Origin of the sequence: Rhizobium phaseoli, from assembly GCF_010668805.1 — a bacterium.
In the GTDB taxonomy this organism is placed as follows: Bacteria; Pseudomonadota; Alphaproteobacteria; order Rhizobiales; family Rhizobiaceae; genus Rhizobium; species Rhizobium phaseoli_A.
Genome location: NZ_WUFT01000005.1, coordinates 72,634 through 95,675, shown reverse-complemented (window position 1 = coordinate 95,675; position 23,042 = coordinate 72,634). Strand labels below are relative to the sequence as shown.

The following is a 23,042-nucleotide window of genomic DNA, read 5'->3' as shown; positions in this document are numbered from 1 at the left end:
CGGAAACGGCCGCGCCTTGAAGGCTATGTAGGCGCGGCAACGAGCTTCCGCCACGTGCGAGTGCAACCAAGGGACCGCTGCGACCACACAACCCTCGGAAACTTGGCGACGGGAGACTAACTGCACCGCTACGAGCGTATTGGTGGAAATACTACTTTCGTTCGAAACGAGCCACAAAAATTATTTTCTTAGTCGTTAAGTATTGAATCCTCTCATGGAGAAAAACAAGCCAGAGCACCAATCTTGTCGCAACTGGCGCTTGGCCAGACGACATTTTGTAATACCTGATAGAAGTTCGTCCTTCTCAGGTTGTTGGATGCGTCGAACCGCCTGATGATAGTGTGAAGCAAGGTTCAACCTGGCAGACCATTTTTGGTCTCTTTCTATGACCAACGTCACGTGCGATTTACGAGTATTTCACAAGCTGTTACTTGGTGCGCTGGGATAGTGAGGTGCTGGGGGGCGCAAGGTGTCATATTCGCAGGAAATCGATAAGCTTTTGACCACTATTGCTGCAGAAGGAGGCCGCGTTACTGGTGTCGGCCTTGCGGATGATGACGTCGTCAAAGCGGCAGCAGATCTCGGATTGATAGATGTTGCCATCGGCGATGCGTGGACCCTCGTCGATACCGTATCGCTTACGGCTCAGCAGCGCTTGGAAATGAGGCTGCCCCCCATCGTTCGAAAGCCTTCTATTGTCGCTTCGGCAGCAAACGCGATCGTATCGATGGTAGGCCGTGCCTTCGGAAGGCCTAGCCCGCTGCGCTAACGCCCCCAGATCCGCGTTGATGATGTGGCGCCAGCCTGAACGCCAATGAAGCTTTAGCCGTCGCATCATTTGATGCCCGCCACCGGGGCAATCTCACGCCGCTGCCACAGTCCTGCCGCGGCTTTCATGGAGATCGAGGCAGCGTTCGAACCAGGTCATGACAGGATCGTCGGCGGCCAGCATGGCGAGGCCGGCGGAGACGCGCAGCCATTGCAGCGCGCCGAAGACGATGTAGTCGGCAAAGAGCGGGGTCTGCCCGCCGATGAAGGGCTGGAACTTCAACATGTGCCGGAGCGGCTCCAGCTTGGCGCCGAAGGCGGCTTTCTCTGCTTCGCTGTCGGCGGCGATGACCTCCAGCGGCTTGCCGAGCCTGACCTCACGGCTCTCGCGGAAATAGGCCTTGTCTCCGTCGTCGAGGTTCGCATGAATGTCCAGAAGGGCGATCCGCATGATCGCCGGATGGATGATCATCTGCGAATAGCCTTCCACCATCCGCGACAGCGCTTTGCCGCCCTCACCGCCAAAGAGCGAGGGCCGCTCGGGATAGGCCTCCTCCAGATAGAGGGCGATGTCGAAACTGTCGGAGATCAGCCGGCCGTTATCGTCGAGGACAGGCACGGTCTGCGAGACGCCGCCGCCGATTGCGCGGATGCGGGCATAGGTCGTCGGGATCTCCTCGAAATCCAGCCCCTTATGCGCCAGCGCCATCACCGCCTTCCAGCAATGGGGCGAGAAGAAGCGTCGTTCGTCGGCGCCGCAGAGGGAATACAGGGCTCGGGTCATAACGGTCCTTTCGAGGTCACAGCTCTGACCATTCCACGACAGAAAACACCGGCGATCAAATCAGGAAATTTCATGGCGCCATCACTGCGATTTCTGGGGAAACGGGCTAAATTGGCGACAAGACACGGGGAGGACCGAATGCTCCGACATTACAGATGTTTGCTGCCTATAACCGCTGGGCCAACGCCCAAGTCTATGCGGCGGCGGCTGAACTCAGCGACGCGGAATTCCGCAGCGACCGCGGCGCCTTCTTTGGGTCGCTGCACCGCACGCTCAATCATCTGCTCGTCGCCGACCGGATATGGATGAAGCGTTTCACCGGCACCGGCGACGCGCCAGCGACACTTGATGCCGTGCTCTTCGAGGAATTCGATGCGCTTGCAACCGCACGCAAGGCTGAGGACGAGCGTATCATTGCCTGGACCGGCATGCTGGATGAGAAAGCCCTTGCCGCCGACTTCACCTACGTGCCGGTGACGCAGCCGATCGAGATCACCCAGCCATTGTCGCCAGCGCTCGCGCACCTCTTCAACCACCAGAGCCATCATCGCGGCCAGTGCCACATGACGCTGACGGCGCTCGGCAAACCGAGCCTCAGTCTCGATCTCATCTACTTCCTGCGGAGCGAGGGCCGCGAGTGGATGTGAGGTCTCTGCGATCAGTGTAGCGCGCAAAAATAAATGGCACTTCCGGCAAGATTAGATGACAACGGTGCGGTCAAAGTGAGAGAAAACTAAAATGACGCGTATTGGTGTGCTCATATTGTCTTTGTTTACGCTTGTCAGTTGCGGGTTTCCTACCGTGGATAGGGTACCAGAAAAGGGAGCGCTCAGGCCAGGGCAACAGGTCATTGTCACAGACGGCTCCTGCCCACCCATGGAGATGAAGCTGGTGGTCGGTGGTCGCCTTGATCAGCCTGATGAAATCGAATGCGTTCCGAAATTTCATTGACCTAAGGGTACGAGTTGCCCCATCCGACTGGATAATAAAATGTCGCCAAGAGCGAAAAAAGGGGCGCCGAGGACTTCTGTCCACAGCAGAGGTGCCATTTGATCTTGCGCCGCTGTTGTCACATCCCTCGCCGCGAAGCCTACCAGAAGCCCTCCGGTCAAAGGCCTTCATCGTCATTTCCCGGCAATTCCCAGATCCTCCCGGTTATCGACTGTGATCTTGCGGGAAACAGTTTGCGATCAACACGGCATTAACCGCCTTTGCGGGTTTCGCCTCGAATTCAGGGCTTCCGCCCCAAAATTCAACCTCTCTTAAAGCCTTGCAGGCATAGCGGAATGAACGGAAAAGCCGGGCTGCGAGGGATCGTCATGCAGAATGCAAGCGCAAACGCATTGGTGCCGCGCGAGACGGCGCGCCCAGGGCCTATGGCCGACATTCAGAAGATCGCCCAGCACCTGGCGCGCCTGAACGTCGTCGCCTTGCCGCGCAACTACGAAATCTTCCACGAGGCGATTATCGGGCTGAATGCCGGTCTTGCGCAGGATATCGCCGCACTCGGGCCGCAGCCGCAACAGGCGATGCTCGACGAACTCGGGCTGAAATACCGCCTCGTCGGCCATTGCGGGCTGGCGGGCGAGACGTCGCGGAACGAGGCGAGCCGGATGCTGCGTGAGGTAGCGGACAAGCTTGCCGAAGGGCTGAGGCACAAGGACGTGTTTGCACGCGCCTGCGGCACGATCCTGAAATCGGTTTCCAATTATGACGACCAGAGCCTCGCCGCCTTCATCGGCGAGGTCGACTACCTCTCCGCCTCACTTGCGACGGCGCTGTCGGCGGAGACGGAGATCGCGGCTAAGCTGCAGGATGACATCAAGAGGCTGGAAATGCTGGAACGCGGCATTTCGGCGATGCAATCGGCCGCCGTCGCCGACAGGATCACCGGGCTTCCGAACCGCATCGCGCTGAACCGGGAGATAGCCGATCTCTATGAGCGCGAAGAGGGGTTTGCCGGCAGCGCGCTTGTTATGGTCGATATCGACAATTTTTCCGATCTTAATGAAAGATACGGCGCCCAGGCAGGCAACAAGCTGCTGAAGAAGCTCGCCGGGCTTTTCCGCAAGTCGGTCAAGAAGAACGACTTTGTCGCCCGCACCGAGGCTGACGAATTCGCGCTGCTGTTTGCCAATGTCGGCATGCACGATGCCTTGACGATCGCCGAGCGCCTGCGCGCCTCGGTCGAGGACAATCTCGTCTTCGCAACCTCGGATAACGCCGATCGCGGCAGGCTGACCATCTCGATCGGCGTGGCGCTCAGCACCGATGCGGCAACGCCCGGCCAGTTGCAGGCCAATGCCCGGGTGGCGCTTCTCGCCGCCCAGTCCAATCCACGACGGCCGGTGCAAGCTTTCGGACACTAACGTCGTGGACGACACGCTCCCGCGGGACACGCATTCTTGCTGCCAGATAGGGCTACCGCGGAACAAGCGCTCTTGCCTTGGCGGGCGCTTTCGGCCAAAACGCCGGCCATGATCACGCTCACCGATATCTCCGCCCGCATCGCAGGGCGCCTGCTTCTCGACAATGCCAGCATTTCGCTGCCTTCAGGCACGAAGGCGGGGCTCGTCGGGCGCAACGGCGCCGGCAAGTCGACGCTGTTTCGCGTCATCACCGGCGATCTCGGCTCGGAGACCGGGTCGGTGTCGATGCCGAAGGCCGCACGCATCGGCCAGGTGGCGCAGGAAGCACCCGCGACCGAAGACGCCCTGATCGAGATCGTGCTTTCAGCCGACAAGGAACGCGCGGCCCTCGTTGCCGAGGCGGAGACGGCGACCGATCCGCACCGCATCGCCGAAATCCAGATGCGCCTCGTCGATATCGACGCGCATTCGGCCGAAGCGCGCGCGGCGAGCATTCTTGCCGGCCTCGGCTTCGACCAAGAGGCGCAAGCCCGCCCGGCCTCCTCCTTCTCAGGCGGCTGGCGCATGCGCGTCGCCCTTGCCGCCGTGCTGTTTTCCGAGCCGGATCTGCTGCTGCTCGACGAGCCGACCAACTATCTCGACCTCGAAGGCACGCTATGGCTGGAAGACTATGTCCGGCGCTATCCGCACACCGTCATCATCATCAGCCATGACCGCGACCTCTTGAACAATGCCGTCAATGCGATCGTCCATCTCGACCAGAAGAAGCTGACCTTCTATCGCGGTGGTTACGACCAGTTCGAGCGGCAGAAAGCAGAAGCCGACGAGCTGCAGACCAAGGCCAAGGCCAAGAACGACGCGGCCCGCAAACATCTGCAGGGTTTTATCGATCGCTTCAAAGCCAAGGCTTCCAAGGCCCGGCAGGCGCAATCGCGCGTCAAGGCGCTCGAGCGCATGGGTACGGTCGCCGCGGTTATCGAGGATCACGTACAGCCGATCACTTTTCCCGAGCCGGAAAAGCAGCCGGCCTCGCCGATCGTCGCGATCCAGAGCGGCGCCGTCGGCTACGAGCCCGGCAATCCGATCCTGAAGAACCTCAACCTGCGCATCGACAATGACGACCGCATCGCCCTGCTCGGCTCGAACGGCAACGGCAAATCGACCTTCGCCAAATTCATCTCCGGCCGGCTGGCGCCGGAAAGCGGCGAAGTGAAGCTGGCGCCGAGCCTGAAAATCGGTTTCTTCGCGCAGCATCAGCTCGACGACCTCATCCCTGAGCAATCGCCGGTGGAGCATGTGCGCCGGCTGATGCCCGGCGCACCGGAGCCCAAGGTGCGCGCCCGCGTCGCCCAGATGGGGCTTGCGACCGAAAAGATGGCGACCGCCGCCAAGGATCTTTCCGGCGGCGAGAAAGCCCGCCTGCTGATGGGGCTTGCCGCCTTCAATGCGCCCAATCTGCTGATCCTCGATGAACCCACAAACCACCTCGACATCGACAGCCGCCGGGCACTGATCGAGGCGCTGAACGATTACGAAGGTGCCGTCATCCTGATCTCGCATGATCGCCATCTGATCGAGGCGACGGTCGATCGGCTGTGGCTGGTCAATGGCGGCACGGTGACGACCTTCGAAGGCGATATGGACGAATATCGCGACCTCATCGTCAGTTCAGGTAAAAAAAAAGAAGAAAAGCCGCAGCTAGCTGAAGACGCGACATCGAAGGCCGACCAGCGCAAGCTCAATGCCGAACGTCGCGCCTCGCTGACGCCGCTCAAGAAAAAGATCAACGAAATCGAATCCTTGACGGCGAAGCTGGAGAAACAGATTCAGGCGTTTGACGCAGAACTTGCAAATCCGGCCCTTTACGAAAAGACGCCGGCCAAGGCCGCCGAAAAGGTAAAGCAGCGCGGCGAGGCTGCGGCAAAACTGGCTGCCGCCGAGGAAGACTGGTTGATGCTTTCGGCCGAATACGAAGAAGCAATGGCGGGATAGCCACAGGCTTTATAGAAAGCGTGGCGAAGTGCCGCGGATCAGCACAATTCGAGCCACTATCAACCAATCGTTAACCATAATTCGAAAGGTTGTCTCAACATTCGTTACCGATTTGTTGAGCCCTTTCGATGTACCGTTTTTTCATTCTGTCCTGCATGGCCCTCACGGCCGCCCTGTCTGCCTGCAGCACCACCAAACAGGCCCCGGATACCTCGATCAAGACCTCCTCGGTGATCGCGTCCGAGGAGCGGAAACTTGCCTTTGCCGGCGACGATGCGGCGCCGCGCATGACCGGCTGGCACCATCTGGCCGGACGCACGCTGGAAGTCTCTTCGCTCGCCGATCTCAAGCTGCAGGACAAGGAAGTGATCCTGAGCTTCGACGACGGTCCTATCCCGGGCCGGACCGATAAGGTGCTGGCGATCCTCGACCGGTTCGGCGTCAAGGGCGCCTTCATGATGGTCGGTGAAATGGCCGAACTGCATCCGGTGCTGGCCCGCAAGGTCGCTGAGGACGGCAACACGATCGGCAGTCACACCTATCACCACGCCGATTTGAGTGCGCTTGATTTCGACGCGGCGATGGCCGAGGTGATCAAGGGCGAATTGGCGGTGACCAAGGCAACGGGAACCGACGTTTCCTTCTTCCGCTTCCCCTATCTTTCCGAGAGCCACAGACTGCGCGCCGCGATCGCCACGCGCGATTTGGTAGTCATGGATGTCGATATCGACAGCAAGGACTATTTCGCCACAACACCGGCCTCCGTGACGCAGCGGACAATGGACCTGCTGCACAAGCGCGGCCGCGGCATCATTCTGATGCATGACATCCACAAGCGCACCGCAACGATGCTGCCGACCCTGCTTTCGGACCTTGAAGCCGAAGGCTACAAGGTGGTGACGCTGAAGTTCAAGAAGAGGCAGGCGCCGAACAACCTCGTTGCCTCGGCCGATTTCGTGACAACCCGGTAATCCGGGTTGCCAAGTCCGGACGCGCTGCCTAGATCTGTTCGACGTCAACGAACCGGCAGGTCAGCTATGAACCTTCATCTCGAAACGGACGAGGATCCGCGCACCCGCCAGTTCATCGACGAACATAACCGGGTGTCCGACGCTGCCCTCAGAACACCTGAATTCGTGAGGGATCGCGACGCGATCAAGGCGTTGATCGAGCGCCAGGACAGGTTGATCGTGCCGATGCGCCGCGGCGCGTGGCTGTTCGATTTCCGGCAGAGCAAGGACAATCCTCTCGGCGTCTGGCTCCGTCTGCCTTCCGACCAGGAACCGCTGCCGGACGCCGGCTGGGAGCCGGTATTCGATCTCGATGCATTCTGTGCCAGCGAAGGCAAGCGCTGGAGCTGGCGCGGCGCCGTCACCTGCCCGTGGGAGCCGACGCGGGTGCTGCTCACACTTTCGGACGGCGGCTCCGACCTTAACCGGCTGCTGGAGTTCGACGCCGAGAAAAAACAGGTCGTCGAGGGCGGTTTCGATACGCCGGCCGCACGATCGCACGCCAATTGGCTGAACCGCGACGAGATCTGCTATTTCGGTTCGATCGACCGATTTTCGGCGACCCGCTCCGGATGGCCACGGGTCGGGCGGCGATTGAAGCGCGGGCAGCGGCCGGAAGATGCGACCGTCATGTTCGAAGCCGCAAACGAGGACGTCTACGGCTTCAATCTCGTTATCGACCCTGCCCTGTCAGGCGATTCGGCGAATGCCGGATTGGTCGATATTTTCGTCGCCGCCCATGAGATCGGCGTAGCCAGCGCCTTCCTGATCGGCGAAGACAGCACGCAGCAGCGCATCGATCTGCCCAAGGAAGCGGACTTCCAGTTCAATCACGATCATTGCCTCTGGCGAGCAAAGACCGATGAGCGCGTTCCCACCGGCAGCCTCGTGCTGCAGCGCTTCGATCCCGGTTCGCAGACGGCTCCGCTCGGGCCGGCGCGGATCCTGTTTCAGCCTGGCGAGGGCCAGTCGATCGCGCAGATGATGCTGATGCGGGAGTGGTGCGTGTTCATCATCTCCGATCGGCTGCGTCCGCGTCTCCTGGTGCTAGACCTGACAAAACCCGATGCCGAGCAGCGCGAGATCGCCCTGCCGGCCGACATGCAGACGGCTCATTTCAGGCCGCTCTATGCGGATCTGCATCTAGGCGACGATACGCTCTGCATCGTCGGCCAGGGTTTCCTGCAGCCTCCGGCCTGTTACCGCCTCGAACTGTCGGATCGCAGCAAAGAGGCCGAGCCGATTTTCGTCGCCGCGGCGCCCAGCTATTTCGATGCGACCGGTATGTCATCCGAACTGTTGGAGGCCGTTTCCGAGGACGGAACGAAGGTTGCCTACCGGCTGGTCCTGCCGAAGCAGTGGACCAAGGGCGCGCTGCCGGTGCTGCTTTACGGCTATGGCGGCTTCGATGTTTCGCTATCGCCGAACTATTCCGGGGTGACGGGCCGCTGGCTCGAACAAGGCGGCGCCTATGTGCAGGCCTATATCCGCGGCGGCGGCGAATTCGGGCCTGACTGGTATCGCAGCGCCAAGCGGCAGGGGCGAGACAGGGCGTTTGCCGATTTCGTCGCAATCGCCCGCGACGTCGTCGCCCGCGGCTACACCGTGCAGTCGCGGATCGCCTGCCAGGGCGGCAGCAATGGCGGCCTGCTGACCGGCGTGATGCTGACGCGCTATCCACAAGATTTCGGCGCCGTCTGGTGCCAGGTGCCGGTGCTCGACATGACGCGCTTTCACCTGTTCAGCGCGGGGCAGGCCTGGATGGACGAATACGGCGATCCGGAGATAGCAGCGGATCGGGATTTCATGCTCGGCTACTCGCCGCTCCACAATGTCAGCCCGGCGACCGAGATCAGTTATCCGCCGATCTATATCGAAAGCTCGGCCAATGACGACCGGGTGCATCCCTCGCATGCGCGCCGTTTCGCCGCGCGACTGGAGGAAGAAGGACACCGGCCGTTCTTCCATGAATTCGGCTCAGGCGGGCATGGCGGCGACGGCAATTCCGAAGAGCGCGCCGCCCGCGCGGCCATGGGTTACAGCTTCCTTCGCCAGACTATCATGAGGTAAGACGGGCCATCATGCGGTAGGATACAATAGAATGAAGGAGGAGAGCTTGTCGGCGCGCCTCTTTCTGCTACAAAGCGCAATAAATCATACTTTTCATACAGGCTGGAAAACACTATGTCCCCAATCAACCTCGCCATCGTCGGCGTCGGCAAGATCGTCCGCGACCAGCACCTCCCCTCCATCGCCAAGAACGCGGATTTCGAGCTTGTCGCCACGGCAAGCCGCCACGGCACGGTCGAAGGCGTCAAGAGCTATACGACGATCGAGGCGATGCTTGACGCCGAGGCGTCGATCGATGCCGTTTCGCTCTGCATGCCGCCGCAATATCGTTACGAAGCAGCCTATAAGGCGCTGGTCGCCGGCAAGCACGTCTTCCTGGAAAAGCCGCCCGGCGCAACGCTGAGCGAAGTGGCCGACCTCGAGGCGCTTGCGAGCAAGCAGGGCGCGTCGCTGTTTGCCAGCTGGCATTCGCGCTATGCGCCGGCCGTCGAGGCCGCCAAGGCGTTTCTGGCTTCGACGACGATCAAAAGCGTGCATGTGATCTGGAAGGAGGATGTCCGGCACTGGCATCCGAGCCAGGATTGGATCTGGCAGGCCGGCGGCCTCGGCGTTTTCGATCCCGGCATCAACGCGCTGTCGATCGTCACCCACATCCTGCCGCGGCCGATCTTCATCACTGAGGCCGTGCTCGAATTTCCCGAGAACCGCGATGCGCCGATCGCTTCCGACATTCGCTTCCGCGATGCCGACGGCCTGCCGGTTCATGCCGAATTCGACTGGCGCCAGACCGGCAAGCAGAGCTGGGACATCGTGGCGGAGACGGCAGCCGGCCAGATGGTTCTCGCCGAGGGCGGCGCCAAGCTTTCCATTGACGGCACGCTGACATTCGCCGAGCCGGAGCAGGAATATCCCTCGCTTTACCGCCGCTTCGCCGAAATCATCAAAGCCGGCAAGTCGGATGTCGATCTCGCGCCGCTGCGCCACGTCGCCGACGCCTTCATGCTCGGCAAGCGGAAGTTCGTGGATGCGTTCCACGACTGAGCCCTTGGCGGCCGAGGAATCGTGCCGCTCAAGATCCTCACGAATTTCGATGACGACAAAGGCTCGAGGCGGTAACGCGCCACTGGCGCGGTGAACCGCTCAGGCCTTCTTCTCCCACCGCCCTTCCGGCGTCTGCTGCCAATAGGTGAGGTTATGCCCCTCGCCTTTCAGCTTCTTCCATTGCGCCCGGGCGGCCTCCAGTTGCGCTTGGTCGTGACCATCGAACATGAAGACGACGCGTTCATAACCATCGACCGGCGGCGGCTCGGCGCCGTCGATGATGAAACGCACGGTCGCAGCATTGGCGTTGTCAGGTGTCACCGTCAAAAGCACCGGCTGGCTTTCAGCGAAATCGCCCTCGTCGGTGCCGTGCGGCAGAAAACTCTCCTCGCGGAACGTCCAAAGATGCGCGTCGAGAGCATCGCGCCGCGCCGGCTCACGCGTCTGGATGGCGACACGCCAGCCGCGCTCGACGCTTTTGTCGATCAGCGGCGGAAGCGCGTCCTCCAGCCTGGTTTCGGTCAGATGATAAAAAAGAACGTCCGTCATCAGGCTTCATAATGGGCGCGAACGAGCTCGTCGAGCAGGCGCACGCCGAATCCGGAACCCCAGGACTGGTTGATCTCATCCTGCGGTGAGCCCATCGCCGTGCCGGCGATATCGAGATGCGCCCAGGGCGTGTCCTGGACGAAGCGCTTGATAAAATGCGCCGCGGTGATCGAACCGGCCTGGCGCCCGCCGGTGTTCTTCATGTCGGCGAACTTGCTGTCGATCAGCTTGTCATAGTCCTTGCCGAGCGGCATGCGCCAGAGCTTTTCGTTTGTGGAAAGGCCGGCTGCCGTCAGTTGAGCGGAAAGCTGGTCGTCATTGGAGAACAGGCCGGCATGCACACTGCCGAGCGCCACGACGATGGCGCCGGTCAGCGTGGCGAGATTGATCATGAACTGCGGCTTGAAACGATCGTTGCAATACCAGAGGGCATCACAGAGCACGAGGCGGCCTTCGGCATCGGTATTGATCACCTCGATCGTCTGGCCGGACATCGAGGTGACGATATCACCCGGACGCTGGGCGTTACCGTCAGGCATGTTCTCGACCAGGCCGATAATGCCGATGGCATTGACGGCGGCCTTGCGGGAGGCAAGCACATGCATGAGGCCGGTGACGGCCGCGGCACCGCCCATATCGCCCTTCATGTCCTCCATGCCGGCGGCCGGCTTGATCGAAATGCCGCCGGTATCGAAGACGACACCCTTGCCGATGAAGGCGATAGGACGATCCTTGCCCTTGCCGCCCTTCCACTGCATGACCGCCAGGCGCGGCGGACGCACGGAGCCCTGGGCGACACCGAGAAGGGCACCCATGCCGAGACGGCGCATCTCCTTCTCCGTCAGGATTTCCACGTCGACGCCGAGCTTTTCCAGCTCCTTCGCCTTGGCGGCGAACTCGACGGGGCCGAGCACGTTCGGTGGTTCGTTGACAAGGTCACGGGCAAGATTGACGCCGCCGGCAATCGCTTCGGAATCGGAAAACGCCTTCTTGGCAGCATTCGGATCAGCGGTGACGATCGTCACCTTGATGGATTTCGCCGCCGCATCCTCGTCGTCACTCTTCTTCGTCTTGTAGGTATCGAAGCTATAAGCGCGCAGCAGCATGCCGAGCGCGAAATCGGCGGCGGCGCGCGCGCTCGTCTCGAGGCCAGGCACGTCGATGAAGACCGCCGCCTTATCGGTATTCTTGATTCTCGCCGCCGCAATACCGCCGGCCTTCAGCCAGTCATGGGCGGTGAGGCTGGCGGTCTTGCCAAGCCCGACGACGACGATGCGTTCGACGGATGCGCCTTCAGGGGCGACAATATCAAGCGCGCTCATGGATTTCGCGGAGAATCGGGCGATCCTGGCAGCCTTGGCGATCACGCCTGCAGGGTCGACCGTTTCGGTGCCCGCGGCGCTTTCGGCCTCGGCAGTCTTCAACAGGATCGCCAGGCCGCCATTGAGCTTTGCCGATTTTGAGAATGCAATTTCGAACTTTGCTGACATGTCTTCTCCGCTGGGATTCTTTGAAATCCGTCCGTGGCGGATAATTTCGCGTTTGGCGGGTCTGTCAATGGCTGGCGACAATTGTTATGGTCACCCGCGGTTATCAGGGCCGTCGTGTTTTCGTCAGTTTCGTAGATATTCGCGTTGACAATTTTTTCGAAAAATCGATGGCGGGGCCTAGCAATCCGCCTGCCGAAAACGACTTTCGGTACATTCATGCTGCTGTTCTGGACGTGGTGGGCGTTGCTTATCGTCTTCCGTGCCTTCCCCGGGATAGACATCTATTTTTCCCAGCTTTTTTTCGTGCGTGCAGATTGCGACGCGGCTGCCGCCGCCGGCAGTATCTGCGGCGGCTTTCCCTATCGCGACTCGGGGAACTTCGACCTTCTGCGCACCATCTTCTTCCGCCTGCCCTATGTCGTGGCGATCGTGATGGTGTGGAAGCTCATCGAATGCCACCAGCAGCATGGCGCAACCTTCAATGCCGAACGGGCGCGCAAACTGAACGTCGCGCTCGGAACGCTGCTGATCGGGCCGGTACTGCTCGTCAACGTCGTCCTGAAGGAACATTGGGGGCGGCCGCGGCCGATACAGACGGACATTTTTGGCGGCGCGCTGCATTTCGTCGAAGCCGGTTCGCTTGCCGGAAAATGCGTTTCGAACTGCTCGTTCATTTCAGGCGAGGCCGCAGGCGCCGGCTGGCTTTTCTGCCTTCTGCTCTTCGTTCCGAAATCCCTGCGTTATGCAGTGGCAGCACCCCTGGCGGCGGTCTCGATCCTGACGCCTGCAATGCGGCTATCCTTCGGCGCGCACTACCTTTCCGACGTCGTTCTCGGATGGCTTTCGTCGCTTGTCGTCTTCGCCGCGTTGCTGGCGTTAACTGAGTCGCAACAGCATCGAAAAAATTCTGAAATTTGAATGAATTTTTGACACCAGCTTGTCGCAAAAGCGCGACAAAGAGCGTAGAGGGATTCTCCTGCAAAGCCGTTTGGGCGTGCAGGTGCTTTCAAGGGCAGGCATGAAACTACTCGAGACATACATATTGCGGCGCGTCGGCCAGATGTTTCTCGTGGCGCTCCTACCCGTTCTGGCGATCATTTGGACGACTCAGGTTTTGCAGCGCATCAATCTGGTCACCGACAGCGGCCAGTCGATCGGCTCGTTCGCCAAGCTCGCCACGATGATCCTGCCGTCGATCATTCCCGTTGTGCTGCCCTTCGCCCTCGTTATCGCGATCACACAGACGCTGACGACGATGAACAACGATTCCGAGCTCACCGTCATCGACGCGGCCGGGGCGCGGCGCAGTGTGCTGATCCGCCCGATTCTGCTGCTTGCCGCCGTCGTCAGCGTCTTTTCCTTCTTTGTCGACAACGTCGTCGAGCCGCGCGCAAAAACCGTCGTGCGCCAGATGATCGCCGAAACCTATGCCGACCTGCTGTCTTCGGTGATCGAAGAAAAGACCTTCCGCAAGCTTGATGAAGGCCTTTATGTGCAGATCTCGAAGCGGATGGCCGGCCGCATGCTGAAGGGACTTTTCGTCGCCGACGAGCGCGACCCCGCCTACGAGCTGGTCTATTATGCGAAGGAAGGCGCTGTCGACGACACCGGCACGACGCTGATCATGCATGAGGGTGAAGTGCACCGCAAAACGCCCGACGGCAATGTCTCGGTGATCAATTTCGATTCCTATTCCTTCGACCTCTCGGACATGACGGAAAGCCGCGGCCAGGCGACGCTGCGCGCCAGCGACCGTGACCTGTGGTTCCTGATCAATCCGGATCCGGCCGACAAGGATTATACGATCCGACCGCTGAGCTACCGCGCCGAACTGCATCGCCGGCTGACGGACTGGATCCTGCCTATCGTCTTTGCCCTGTTTTCGCTGGCGATCGCCGGTGATGCGCGCTCGCACCGCGAAGCGCGGCTGCATCCGATGGTGAGCGCGCTCGCCTATGCCTTCGCGCTGCGATGGGCGGCATTCTATGCGGCCAATCAGATCGACACCGACCCTGAATATATCGTCGTTCTCTATGCCATACCGATCGTCAGCGGCATTATCTCGATCGTCTTCCTCGGCCTGCACAAACGACTGGCCATTCCATCGTTCATTCGGGACCGGGTTTCGTCTTTCTGGAGACGGGGACAGGAAAGGCTGCTTGCCGCGACCGGCAGGACCGACGGGGATACGGCCCAATGATATTCGGGACATTGTCGCGTTATTTCTTTCGCCGCTACCTGGTGACGATGGGCTGGTTCCTGATCGGCGTCTCGGCGATTTCTTTCCTGCTCGATTTCAGCGAGACGGCGGGCCGCATGTCCGGCCTCCCCGGCTACACGATCGGCGGCGGCATTCTGATGACCGCCGTACGCCTGCCGCTCATCCTGCAGCAGACGGTACCCTTCATCGCGCTGTTCGTCGGCATGACGGTGCTGATCGGGCTCAACCGCAAATATGAACTCGTCGTCACGCGCGCAGCCGGTATTTCGGTCTGGCAGTTCATGTTCCCCTTCATCGCCGGCTCGCTGCTGCTTGGCCTGCTGACGATGACGGCGCTCAATCCGCTTGCCGCCTGGGGACAACGCCAGGCGCTGCTGGTCGAATCGGACTGGCGCGGCGAGAACGCGGTTCTGCGCAAGGCGCCGCAGATTCCGTGGCTGCGCCAGATCAGTGGCCGGGACGACGTCATCATCGGTGCCCAGACGGTTCAGGAGAACGGAACCAAGCTGATCGACGCGGTGCTGATCCATTTCGATTCAAGCGGCCAGGTCATTCTGAGACAGGACGCCGCGACGGCAAAATTGGAAGATGGTTACTGGCAACTTAACAACGTTGTCGAGCGTAAGCCTGGCGAAATCCCCGTGCGTAAAGCTTCGGTTCAACTTCGCACCAATCTGAAACAGGACTTCGTCCAGGAGCGGCTGACTGCGCCGGAAACAATTGGTTTCTTTGACCTTTCCAACCGCATTGCCGCGGCCAAATCCTTCGGTATCTCGACCAAGGCGCTGGAGACGCAATTCAACTCTCTGTTGTCCCAGCCATTGCTGCTGGTGGCGATGACTTTCATTGCTGCAACAGTGTCCCTGAAATTTAGCCGGTTCAACCAATCTCGCTCCGTGATTCTGGGTGGCATCCTTTCGGGCTTCATGCTTTATGTCATCACCGTGCTTGTAAAGGCATTCGGAAGCAGTGGAGTTGTGCCCCCCTTCGTGGCGACATGGATACCGGTGATCGTCGCGCTGGCTTTGGGTGCGACAATTCTGCTTCATCAGGAGGACGGCTAGTGGCGGCAGGCGACCGCAAGTATTTTAGTAAACAGTTGGTTGCCCTGCTCGTCGGTGCGACTCTATATTCCTATTTCGGCAGCGCCCCGGTCTCCTACGGCCAGGTCAGCGCGCCCGACCAAACGATTGGAAAGAAGATTCCTGCAGAGGCCAAGCTTCTGCTTTCGGCCAATGAACTCCTCTATAACCGTGACGCCGATCTGGTGTCGGCGGTCGGCGGCGTGCAGATCAATTATGCCGGCTACAAAATGGTCGCGCAGAAGGTCGAGTACAATCAGAAGACCGGCCGGATGATGGCGCTCGGCAATGTCGAGCTGGTCAGCCCGGACGGCAACCGCATCTATGCCGACAACCTAGACGTGACCGACAATTTTGCCGACGGGTTCCTGAACTCGCTTCGCATCGAAACCGCCGACAACACCCGCATCGTCGCCGAAAGCGGCCAGCGCGTCGGCGGCACGATGATGATTCTCAACAAGGGCGTCTACACCGCCTGCCTTCCCTGCGCCGAAGATCCGAAGCGCGCGCCGTTCTGGCAGGTCAAGGCCAAGCGCGTGATCCAGAACGGCGTTACGCACACGATCCGTCTGGAGAGGGCGCGCTTCGAGCTGCTCGGCCATCCGATCGCTTTCTTGCCGTTCATCGAAGTTCCCGACAATACGGTGAAGCGCAAGTCGGGCTTTCTCTTCCCGACGATGAGCCTGTCGCAGAATCTCGGCTTTGGTCTTTCCGTTCCTTATTATTATGTGATCTCGCCGAGCATGGACGCGACGGTCACGGGCACCGGCTATACCGCCCAGGGTTTCCTCATCGAAGGTGAGTTCCGCCAGCGCTTCGAAAACGGCACGCATATCCTGCGCGTCGCCGGCATAGACCAGGCAAAACCGGACAATTTCAGCTCCGGCACCAGCGATGCCGAAGCCAGTCAGCGTGGCATGGTGGCTTCGAAGGCCGAATTCCGGATCAATCCGCGCTGGACGTTCGGCTGGGACGTCATGATGCAGAGCGACAACAATTTCTCGAAAACCTACAAGCTGCGGGATTTCACCGGCACGGATCGCACCAACCAGATCTACCTGACGGGACTTGGGAAACGCAATTATTTCGACATGCGGGCGTTCTATTTCGACGTCCAGGATGCCGATCGGACGAACACGGCCGAAAAACAGCAGGCGATCGTCTATCCCTCGCTCGACTATCACTATGTGGCGCCGCAGCCGCTTGCGGGCGGCGAACTGTCGGCTGATGTCAACCTGACGAATATTTCGCGCACCCATGACGACTTCTATACCGTCGACGGATTCGATCGCTTCCGCGGCCTCAAGGGCCAGACGTCGCGACTGACCACCGAACTGCAGTGGAAGCGCACCTACGTCACGCCGACCGGCCTGGTCATCACGCCGCTGCTGGCCGCGCGCGGCGACGCCTTCGCGCTGAATATGGACGACCCCACAGGTTACGCCGGCAACTACAGCGACGGCAATTCCGCCACCCGCTCGATGTTCACCGCCGGGCTGGAGATGCGTTATCCGATCCTGATGACGACGGATAACAGCACGCATATCCTCGAGCCGATCGCGCAGATCTATGCCCGCCCCGACGAGCAGCTCGCAGGCCGCCTGCCGAACGAAGATGCGCAGAGCTTCGTCTTTGACGCCACCTCACTGTTCGACCGCGACAAATTCTCGGGCTACGACCGCGTCGAAGGCGGTACCCGCGCCAATCTCGGCGTCCAGTATACCGGTACGTTCGACAGCGGTTACAAGCTGCACGGCATCTTCGGCCAGTCTTATCAGATCGCTGGCCAGAACTCGTTTGCCACCGATGATCTTGTCAATGTCGGCGCGGAGTCGGGCCTCGAAACCACTCGCTCCGACTATGTCGGCCTCGGCGGTATCGAGACACCGTTCGGCGTTTCCGTGACCGGCTCGTACAGGCTCGACGAGAAGAATTTCGAGTTCCGCCGCGGCGACCTGACGACGGCCTACGAGAACGACACCTTCTCCACGCAGATGACGTTCACCCATCTCAGTGCCCAGCCGGAATACGGCTTTGCCGCGGACAATGACGAGCTCCAGACCAGCAGCAAAATCAAGTTCAAGGATTACTGGTCGATTTTCGGCGGCATCGCCTGGGATCTGAACAATGATGTGATCAGCCGTCGGACGCTTGGCCTCTCCTATGACGACGAATGCACGATCTTCACGATTGCGTATACCGACAGCAGGGATTCCGACGACGAGACGGCAAGCGACTGGACGATCGGCGCACGGCTGACCTTCCGCACGCTCGGCGACATCAAGATCGGCTCAGACACCCTCCAGTGATGGGCGGGCGGCTCAAACATGGCCTGAAGCCATTCTTTCGCCGTAAGCCTGTGCAGGACATTGCCGCCAGTCGATATCTGAGGCATAGGGGATTCGCGTCGCAATGGAAGCGAATGTCCGCGTGTCTCGCACTTGGTAAGGACGCCGCGAACAACGTCTCGCGACGCTATGGGAGGTCAACAGATGATTGACGCGAAAAAAGCTATAACCACGCTCCTCGCCGGGGCGGCGCTTGCCTTGCTGACGGGTGTTGCCGCTCCAGCGCTTGCTGCAAGTGAAGTCAAGGCCGTGGTGAACGGCACAGCCATCACCAGCGGCGATGTCGCCAAGCGCCAGGCCTTTATGCGTCTGCAGCATTCGAAGGGCGATGCCAAGGCAGCCGAGGAGCAATTGATCGACGAGGCGCTCAAGCGCCAGGAAGTTTCCCGAGTCCACATGTCGGTTTCGCAACAGGACGTCGACGCGTCTTTCGCCCGCTTTTCGAGTGGCAACAAGCTTTCCGTCGAGCAGATGTCGCAGATCCTCGATCGCGCCGGCGTTGGCGTCGACCATTTCAAGGGTTTCATCGCCGTGCAGATGAGCTGGCCGCGGGTCGTCAACGCGCGCTACGGTTCGACCTCGCGGCTGTCGAACTACGATCTCGTCTCGCGCATGATGCAGAACAACAAGCAGAAGCCGGTGACGACCGAATATATGCTGCAGCAGATTATCTTCGTCATTCCGCAAGCCAAGCGCAACGCTATCACCGGCAAGCGCAAGGGCGAGGCCGAAGCGTCGCGCTCGAAATTTCCGGGCTGCGATCAGGCAAAGGTCTTCGCCGCAACGATGCGCGACGTTTCCGTGCGCGATCTCGGCCGTATGCTCGCCCCCGAGATCCCGCCGGATTGGAAGCCGCTGGTCGAGCAGGCCAAAGGCAATACGACCGGGACCCGCGTCACCGACAAGGGCGTCGAATATCTGGCAATCTGCAGCCAGCGTCAGGTTTCCGACGACCAGGCGGCCGAAATGGTGTTCCGCCAGGAAGATCTCGGCAAGTCCAAGGCCGACAAAGACGCCAATCCGGAAAACGATAACAGCAAGAAGTACCTGGATGAACTGCGCAAAAAGGCGCAGATCGCCTATCGCTGACCGACGATGACGATACCGTTTTCGCGACCGCTTGCGCTGAGCCAGGGCGACCCCGCCGGCATCGGGCCGGATATTACCCTGATGGCCTGGCTCCGGCGGCGTGAACTCGGGCTGCCGCCTTTCTTCCTGATCGGCGATCCCGATGTATTGGCGTTGCGAGCCCGCCAGCTCAATCTTGCGGTTTCGATCCGCGAGACGGTTAGGGCCAGTGAGGCCGCCGGAATGTTTGCCAACGCGCTGCCCGTCATGACAGTGCCTGCCGGTATCGAAGTGGTGGCCGGCGAGCCGCATGCGGCAACGGCGAAGGGCACGATCGCGGCGATCGAAAAGGCCGTCTCGCTTGTCATCGACGGCGAGGCGCTCGCGGTCGTTACCAACCCGATCTCCAAATCAGTGCTTTACGAGGCAGGTTTCCGGTTTCCCGGCCATACCGAATTTCTCGCCGATCTCGCCGCCAGGGCGACCGGTAGACCGGTGATGCCTGTCATGATGCTGTCAGGGCCAAAACTCCGGGCCATCCCCGTCACCATCCACATTCCGGTTCGAGACGTGCCGCAGGCGCTGACGAACGAACTGATCGTGGAAACCTGCCGGATCGCCCATGAAGACCTGAGGCAGCGCTTCGGCATCGCGGCGCCGCGGCTCGCCGTTGCCGGCCTCAACCCGCATGCGGGCGAAGGCGGGACGATCGGCAAGGAGGATGAGGATGTCATCCGCCCGGCGATCGAGCGCCTGCGCGACGAGGGCATCGATGCGATCGGCCCCCTGCCCGCCGATACGATGTTCCATGACGAGGCGCGGGCGCGATATGACGTCGCCGTCTGCATGTATCACGATCAGGCGCTGATCCCGGCCAAGGCGCTGGGTTTCGACGACAGCGTCAACGTGACGCTCGGGCTTCCCTTCGTGCGCACCTCGCCGGATCACGGCACCGCATTCGGCATTGCCGGCAAGGGACTGGCGCGCGAGCAGAGCCTCGTTGCGGCGCTGAAGCTCGCAGCGCAGCTCGGCCGCAGCGCGGAAGGCCGCCGCTAATGGCAGCACTCGATGGCCTGCCGCCGCTTCGCGACGTCATCCAGCGTCACGGCCTCGACGCGCGCAAAGCGCTCGGGCAGAACTTTCTCCTCGACCTCAACCTCACGCAAAAGATCGCCCGAACGGCCGGCGCCCTCGAAGAGGCAACCGTGTTCGAGGTCGGCCCCGGCCCCGGCGGGCTGACGCGGGCGATCCTGGCGCTCGGCGCCAAGAAAGTTGTCGCCATCGAGCGGGATAGCCGCTGCCTGCCGGCACTCGCCGAGATCGCCGATCATTATCCCGGCCGGCTGGAGGTGATCGAAGGCGATGCGCTGAAGACCGATTTCGAGGCCTTGGCGCCGGAAGGCCCGGTCAAGATCATCGCGAACCTGCCTTATAATGTCGGCACACAGCTTTTGGTCAACTGGCTGCTGCCGAAAGCCTGGCCCCCATTCTGGCAGTCGCTGACGCTGATGTTTCAGAAGGAAGTCGGCGAGCGTATCGTCGCCTGCGAAGATGACGACCATTATGGCCGCCTCGGCGTACTTTGCGGCTGGCGGACGGAGGCACGCATGGCCTTCGACGTGCCGCCGCAAGCCTTCACGCCGCCCCCGAAGGTAACGTCGACGGTCGTGCATCTGACACCCCGCGAGAACCCCATCCACTGCGCTGCCAGCAATCTGGAAAAGGTGACGCAGGCGGCCTTCGGCCAGCGCCGCAAGATGCTGCGTCAAAGCCTGAAATCCCTCGGCGGCGAGAGCCTGCTCGTCAAGGCCGGGATCGATCCTGCGCGGCGGGCGGAGACCCTGTCCGTCGAAGAATTCTGCCTTCTCGCAAACAGCTTAGTGATGACGAAGGCAAGCCGCGAAGTCGGCACCTAAAGCGTGTCGCGATCTTTCAGATTCGCTGGTTACGCTTTAGGTCTTTGTTTCTACGTATGTTTTTATCGCAAAACCGCAGCACACTTTTGCGAGACATGCGCTAGACTAGCCCTCGCACGGTTCTTGGAAGCCACGGCGAGAAAATGCCAAATGACCGGCTGTGGCCGGTGGCTGCCGCAATTTTGGCAAGGAAATTCGGAGCGAATGCAATTTCGGATGCTGTTTCACGATGCGCCGTTGAGAATATGGTTCAGCGAGGCGAGAACGCGATCATTCTGCTTGGGCGTTCCGATGGTGACGCGCACCCAATTTTCGTAGCCCGCCTCGCGCCACGGCTTTACGATGATCCCGTCGGAGAGCAGCGCCTTGGCGATATGCTCGCTTGGAAGGGTGGTCCGGAAGAAAAGAAAGTTGGTCTGGGAAGACGCGGTGAAGACGCCGAGCTCGTCCAGCCCCCGCGCCAACCGTGCTCGCTCGGTTTTTATGCGTTCGACGGATTGCTTCATCCATTGTTGATCGGCAAGCGCGGCGACGGCCGCGACCTGGGCTGCAGCGTTCACGTTGAACGGCGGCTTTGCAGCGGCAACGATACGGGCGATCTCAGGGTTGAAACAGGTCGCATAGCCCACCCTGAGGCCTGCAAGGCCATAGGCCTTAGAGAAGGTTCGCAGCACGATCGAAGGGAAATTGCCGCTGCGAACCAACGTCATCCCGTCCGTCTGTCCTTCCTCCATATATTCGAAATAGGCTTCGTCCAGCACGAAGAGCGTTTGCGGCCGCGTGGCGGCCACCAGCCTGTCAAGCTCGCTACGGGTCAGGGCCGCACCGACCGGGTTCGACGGAGAGGGAAGAAAGAAAAGCGCCGGGCCGGTTGCAAGCGCCGCTTCCAGAGCCGGGATATCGAAGCCCATATCCGTCGTCATCGGCACCTTGGTGACCCGTGCTCCCGCCGCCAGCGGCTCGATCTCGTGTAAGCCGAAGCTCGGCGTCACGGTCAATGCCGCCCTCGACGAGGAAGGCACGGGAGATGGCGGCGACCATCTCCTCCGAGCCATTGCCGACGACGATTTGGCCGGGCGGCAGGTCAAGCACGCGGGACAGGGCGTTTCGCAGTTCGATGCAGGCTGGATCCGAATAGCGCGACGGGTTGAAGGCCGACGAGGCCAGTGCTTCCATCACCTTCGGCGAGCAGCCGTTCGGATTTTCATTGCTGGCGAGTGCCGCTATGTCGTCATGGCCGCTCAACTGACGTGCAAGCCCGATATTCATGCCCGCATTGTAAGTCGGCAAGGCCGATATATGCGGGTTCGGGACGATCCCTGGCCTTGTGGATTCATTGACTGACATCGATCGAGCGCTTTCGAATTTTCATGGGACGGGTGACGAAGGGAGAGGGATTGCTGCGGGAAGTCTTGGTTCAGGAGGCCGGGGCAACGCCCGCGAGATGGCGAAAGGCGCCGTTCCAGTAAAGAAGCGGCTCAGCCCCTCTCCGCAGCGTGATCGCCCTCACCCTTCCAATTAATATGGCGTGGGAATGCATTTGGATGGTCTCGTCCAGTTCGCAATCGAGAGCCGTCAGCGCGCCGTCGAGCACCAGCGCGCCAGTCTCGAGCGTCGACCACGCGGCACCCTCGTAGCGGCGAACGCCGCTTCTTCCCCGGTAACCGGCAAATGATTGCGCCACGCTCTGCTGGTCATGCGCAAGCACGTTGACGCAGAAGTGTCTGTGGCGCTGCAGTGGCGGCCACGAGGACGATCCGCGATTGACGCTGACGATGATGGAGGGGACGTCGGCCGACAACGATGACACCGAGGTCGCCGTAAAACCGGTCCGGTCGTCACCGGTACCCACGGTGATGACGCTAACGGCGCCAGCGAGATGGCGCATCGATGCCTTGAAGAGGTCCTGGTCGACCACCTGCAACTCCGCAGGGATCTCGGGAGGCGTTATTGAAACTGTCATCGGGGATCCTCGATAGGCTTTCGGGCAGCCCCGACCGGAGCCTCCGAGACATTGCGTCCTGGCTCAGACGGATTTGCGTGCGGCGGCGTCGCGGTTGACCGGCATAAAGAGACCCAAGTTTTCCCGCAGCGTCTTTCCTTCGTACTCCTCTCCGAACAAGCTCCGATGCCAAGTTTCAGTCTGTCCTGCCGAGGCATGCAATCACCTTTCAGAGGCTTTGGGTTGAGCGTGCTTGTCGGGCGCAGGTTGCTGATCAGCGTGTCTTCAGCAGCTCCCCTGACATTCAATAGGCCGGGCCTGCCGAGGCAACAAGGCGGCGGCGAATGCGTTCATTTTTAGATTTTCTAAACGGCGGGAGATCGTCGATGCCG

Annotated in this window: 19 protein-coding genes and 1 pseudogene; 15 read left to right on the top strand and 5 right to left on the bottom strand. The window is 60.8% G+C overall.

The window, feature by feature from the left end; genetic code table 11:
* The first annotated feature begins 469 nt into the window (after positions 1-469).
* On the top strand, positions 470-769 hold the full coding sequence (locus tag GR197_RS09325; protein ID WP_164008737.1) for a hypothetical protein: 300 nt from the start codon (positions 470-472) through the stop codon (positions 767-769).
* 93 nt (positions 770-862) lie between these two features.
* Here GR197_RS09325 and GR197_RS09320 read toward each other — a convergent pair whose 3' ends face one another.
* The gene (locus GR197_RS09320) at positions 863-1,552 is read right to left on the bottom strand and encodes a glutathione S-transferase family protein (RefSeq protein WP_164008736.1); all 690 of its coding nucleotides are present in this window, start codon (positions 1,550-1,552) and stop codon (positions 863-865) included.
* A 138-nt stretch (positions 1,553-1,690) separates the two neighbouring features.
* On the opposite strand from GR197_RS09320, the pseudogene GR197_RS09315 reads away from it, so the two are divergent.
* The 7 genes and pseudogenes from GR197_RS09315 to GR197_RS09290 all read left to right on the top strand — a co-directional run bounded on the left by GR197_RS09315 (position 1,691) and on the right by GR197_RS09290 (position 10,034).
* Positions 1,691-2,199: pseudogene (locus tag GR197_RS09315) on the top strand (DinB family protein).
* A gap of 91 nt (positions 2,200-2,290) precedes the next feature.
* Entirely contained in the window at positions 2,291-2,503 is a 213-nt protein-coding gene (locus GR197_RS32860; protein ID WP_432444198.1) for a DUF6719 family protein, read from the top strand.
* Positions 2,504-2,838: 335 nt separating this feature from the next.
* Positions 2,839-3,921, top strand: a complete 1,083-nt coding sequence (locus GR197_RS09310) for a GGDEF domain-containing protein (protein WP_246724524.1) — start codon at positions 2,839-2,841, stop codon at positions 3,919-3,921.
* A 108-nt stretch (positions 3,922-4,029) separates the two neighbouring features.
* Positions 4,030-5,913, top strand: a complete 1,884-nt coding sequence (gene abc-f / locus GR197_RS09305) for a ribosomal protection-like ABC-F family protein (RefSeq protein ID WP_164008732.1) — start codon at positions 4,030-4,032, stop codon at positions 5,911-5,913.
* 128 nt (positions 5,914-6,041) lie between these two features.
* Positions 6,042-6,884, top strand: coding sequence for a polysaccharide deacetylase family protein (locus tag GR197_RS09300; RefSeq protein WP_164008730.1), 843 nt, complete (start codon positions 6,042-6,044; stop codon positions 6,882-6,884).
* A gap of 66 nt (positions 6,885-6,950) precedes the next feature.
* Entirely contained in the window at positions 6,951-8,993 is a 2,043-nt protein-coding gene (locus GR197_RS09295) for a prolyl oligopeptidase family serine peptidase (protein WP_164008728.1), read from the top strand.
* Between the two features lie 114 nt (positions 8,994-9,107).
* Complete coding sequence (locus GR197_RS09290; RefSeq protein ID WP_164008726.1) at positions 9,108-10,034, top strand: Gfo/Idh/MocA family protein; 927 nt, start codon at positions 9,108-9,110, stop codon at positions 10,032-10,034.
* A 99-nt stretch (positions 10,035-10,133) separates the two neighbouring features.
* On the opposite strand, the gene GR197_RS09285 is transcribed toward GR197_RS09290, so the two are convergent.
* Positions 10,134-10,583 (bottom strand): DNA polymerase III subunit chi, encoded by a 450-nt coding sequence (locus GR197_RS09285; RefSeq protein ID WP_164008724.1) that lies wholly within the window; start codon positions 10,581-10,583, stop codon positions 10,134-10,136.
* Positions 10,583-12,073, bottom strand: coding sequence for a leucyl aminopeptidase (locus GR197_RS09280; protein ID WP_164008722.1), 1,491 nt, complete (start codon positions 12,071-12,073; stop codon positions 10,583-10,585). Before GR197_RS09280 ends, GR197_RS09285 begins: the two co-directional genes overlap by 1 nt.
* A 144-nt stretch (positions 12,074-12,217) precedes the next feature.
* Here GR197_RS09280 and GR197_RS09275 point away from each other — a divergent pair, with 144 nt between their 5' ends.
* The 7 genes from GR197_RS09275 to rsmA all read left to right on the top strand — a co-directional run bounded on the left by GR197_RS09275 (position 12,218) and on the right by rsmA (position 20,708).
* Positions 12,218-12,991: a phosphatase PAP2 family protein gene (locus GR197_RS09275; RefSeq protein ID WP_164008720.1), complete on the top strand. Its 774-nt coding sequence runs from the start codon at positions 12,218-12,220 to the stop codon at positions 12,989-12,991.
* A 100-nt stretch (positions 12,992-13,091) separates the two neighbouring features.
* Positions 13,092-14,273, top strand: coding sequence for an LPS export ABC transporter permease LptF (gene lptF, locus GR197_RS09270; RefSeq protein WP_164008718.1), 1,182 nt, complete (start codon positions 13,092-13,094; stop codon positions 14,271-14,273).
* Positions 14,270-15,358: an LPS export ABC transporter permease LptG gene (lptG, locus tag GR197_RS09265; protein WP_164008716.1), complete on the top strand. Its 1,089-nt coding sequence runs from the start codon at positions 14,270-14,272 to the stop codon at positions 15,356-15,358. The genes lptF and lptG overlap by 4 nt, the downstream gene beginning before the upstream one ends.
* Positions 15,358-17,685 (top strand): LPS assembly protein LptD, encoded by a 2,328-nt coding sequence (locus GR197_RS09260; RefSeq protein WP_164008714.1) that lies wholly within the window; start codon positions 15,358-15,360, stop codon positions 17,683-17,685. The genes lptG and GR197_RS09260 overlap by 1 nt, the downstream gene beginning before the upstream one ends.
* Positions 17,686-17,868: 183 nt before the next feature.
* Positions 17,869-18,813: a peptidylprolyl isomerase gene (locus GR197_RS09255; protein WP_164008712.1), complete on the top strand. Its 945-nt coding sequence runs from the start codon at positions 17,869-17,871 to the stop codon at positions 18,811-18,813.
* A 6-nt stretch (positions 18,814-18,819) separates the two neighbouring features.
* Positions 18,820-19,848, top strand: a complete 1,029-nt coding sequence (gene pdxA, locus GR197_RS09250; RefSeq protein WP_164008710.1) for a 4-hydroxythreonine-4-phosphate dehydrogenase PdxA — start codon at positions 18,820-18,822, stop codon at positions 19,846-19,848.
* Positions 19,848-20,708, top strand: a complete 861-nt coding sequence (gene rsmA, locus GR197_RS09245; RefSeq protein ID WP_164008708.1) for a 16S rRNA (adenine(1518)-N(6)/adenine(1519)-N(6))-dimethyltransferase RsmA — start codon at positions 19,848-19,850, stop codon at positions 20,706-20,708. The genes pdxA and rsmA overlap by 1 nt, the downstream gene beginning before the upstream one ends.
* 224 nt (positions 20,709-20,932) lie before the next feature.
* Here the strand turns inward: rsmA and GR197_RS09240 are convergent, their stop codons facing one another.
* Both GR197_RS09240 and GR197_RS09235 read right to left on the bottom strand, forming a co-directional pair.
* Positions 20,933-21,700 (bottom strand): aminotransferase class I/II-fold pyridoxal phosphate-dependent enzyme, encoded by a 768-nt coding sequence (locus GR197_RS09240; RefSeq protein ID WP_348643265.1) that lies wholly within the window; start codon positions 21,698-21,700, stop codon positions 20,933-20,935.
* A gap of 425 nt (positions 21,701-22,125) precedes the next feature.
* Positions 22,126-22,671 carry a flavin reductase family protein gene (locus GR197_RS09235; RefSeq protein WP_164008706.1) on the bottom strand — a complete coding sequence of 182 codons (546 nt, stop codon included), beginning with the start codon at positions 22,669-22,671 and terminating at the stop codon, positions 22,126-22,128.
* Positions 22,672-23,042 lie beyond the last annotated feature (371 nt).

What these genes read in the sequence shown, in the direction of transcription:
- GR197_RS09295 (WP_164008728.1), top strand. Translation starts at nt 6,951, where the DNA reads ATGAACCTTCATCTCGAAACGGACGAGGATCCGCGCACCCGCCAGTTC.
- pdxA (WP_164008710.1), top strand. Translation starts at nt 18,820, where the DNA reads ATGACGATACCGTTTTCGCGACCGCTTGCGCTGAGCCAGGGCGACCCC.
- GR197_RS32860 (WP_432444198.1), top strand. Translation starts at nt 2,291, where the DNA reads ATGACGCGTATTGGTGTGCTCATATTGTCTTTGTTTACGCTTGTCAGT.
- GR197_RS09285 (WP_164008724.1), bottom strand. Translation starts at nt 10,583, where the DNA reads ATGACGGACGTTCTTTTTTATCATCTGACCGAAACCAGGCTGGAGGAC.
- GR197_RS09300 (WP_164008730.1), top strand. Translation starts at nt 6,042, where the DNA reads ATGTACCGTTTTTTCATTCTGTCCTGCATGGCCCTCACGGCCGCCCTG.
- GR197_RS09290 (WP_164008726.1), top strand. Translation starts at nt 9,108, where the DNA reads ATGTCCCCAATCAACCTCGCCATCGTCGGCGTCGGCAAGATCGTCCGC.
- GR197_RS09280 (WP_164008722.1), bottom strand. Translation starts at nt 12,073, where the DNA reads ATGTCAGCAAAGTTCGAAATTGCATTCTCAAAATCGGCAAAGCTCAAT.
- abc-f (WP_164008732.1), top strand. Translation starts at nt 4,030, where the DNA reads ATGATCACGCTCACCGATATCTCCGCCCGCATCGCAGGGCGCCTGCTT.
- GR197_RS09310 (WP_246724524.1), top strand. Translation starts at nt 2,839, where the DNA reads ATGAACGGAAAAGCCGGGCTGCGAGGGATCGTCATGCAGAATGCAAGC.
- rsmA (WP_164008708.1), top strand. Translation starts at nt 19,848, where the DNA reads ATGGCAGCACTCGATGGCCTGCCGCCGCTTCGCGACGTCATCCAGCGT.
- GR197_RS09235 (WP_164008706.1), bottom strand. Translation starts at nt 22,671, where the DNA reads ATGACAGTTTCAATAACGCCTCCCGAGATCCCTGCGGAGTTGCAGGTG.
- GR197_RS09320 (WP_164008736.1), bottom strand. Translation starts at nt 1,552, where the DNA reads ATGACCCGAGCCCTGTATTCCCTCTGCGGCGCCGACGAACGACGCTTC.
- GR197_RS09255 (WP_164008712.1), top strand. Translation starts at nt 17,869, where the DNA reads ATGATTGACGCGAAAAAAGCTATAACCACGCTCCTCGCCGGGGCGGCG.
- lptF (WP_164008718.1), top strand. Translation starts at nt 13,092, where the DNA reads ATGAAACTACTCGAGACATACATATTGCGGCGCGTCGGCCAGATGTTT.
- lptG (WP_164008716.1), top strand. Translation starts at nt 14,270, where the DNA reads ATGATATTCGGGACATTGTCGCGTTATTTCTTTCGCCGCTACCTGGTG.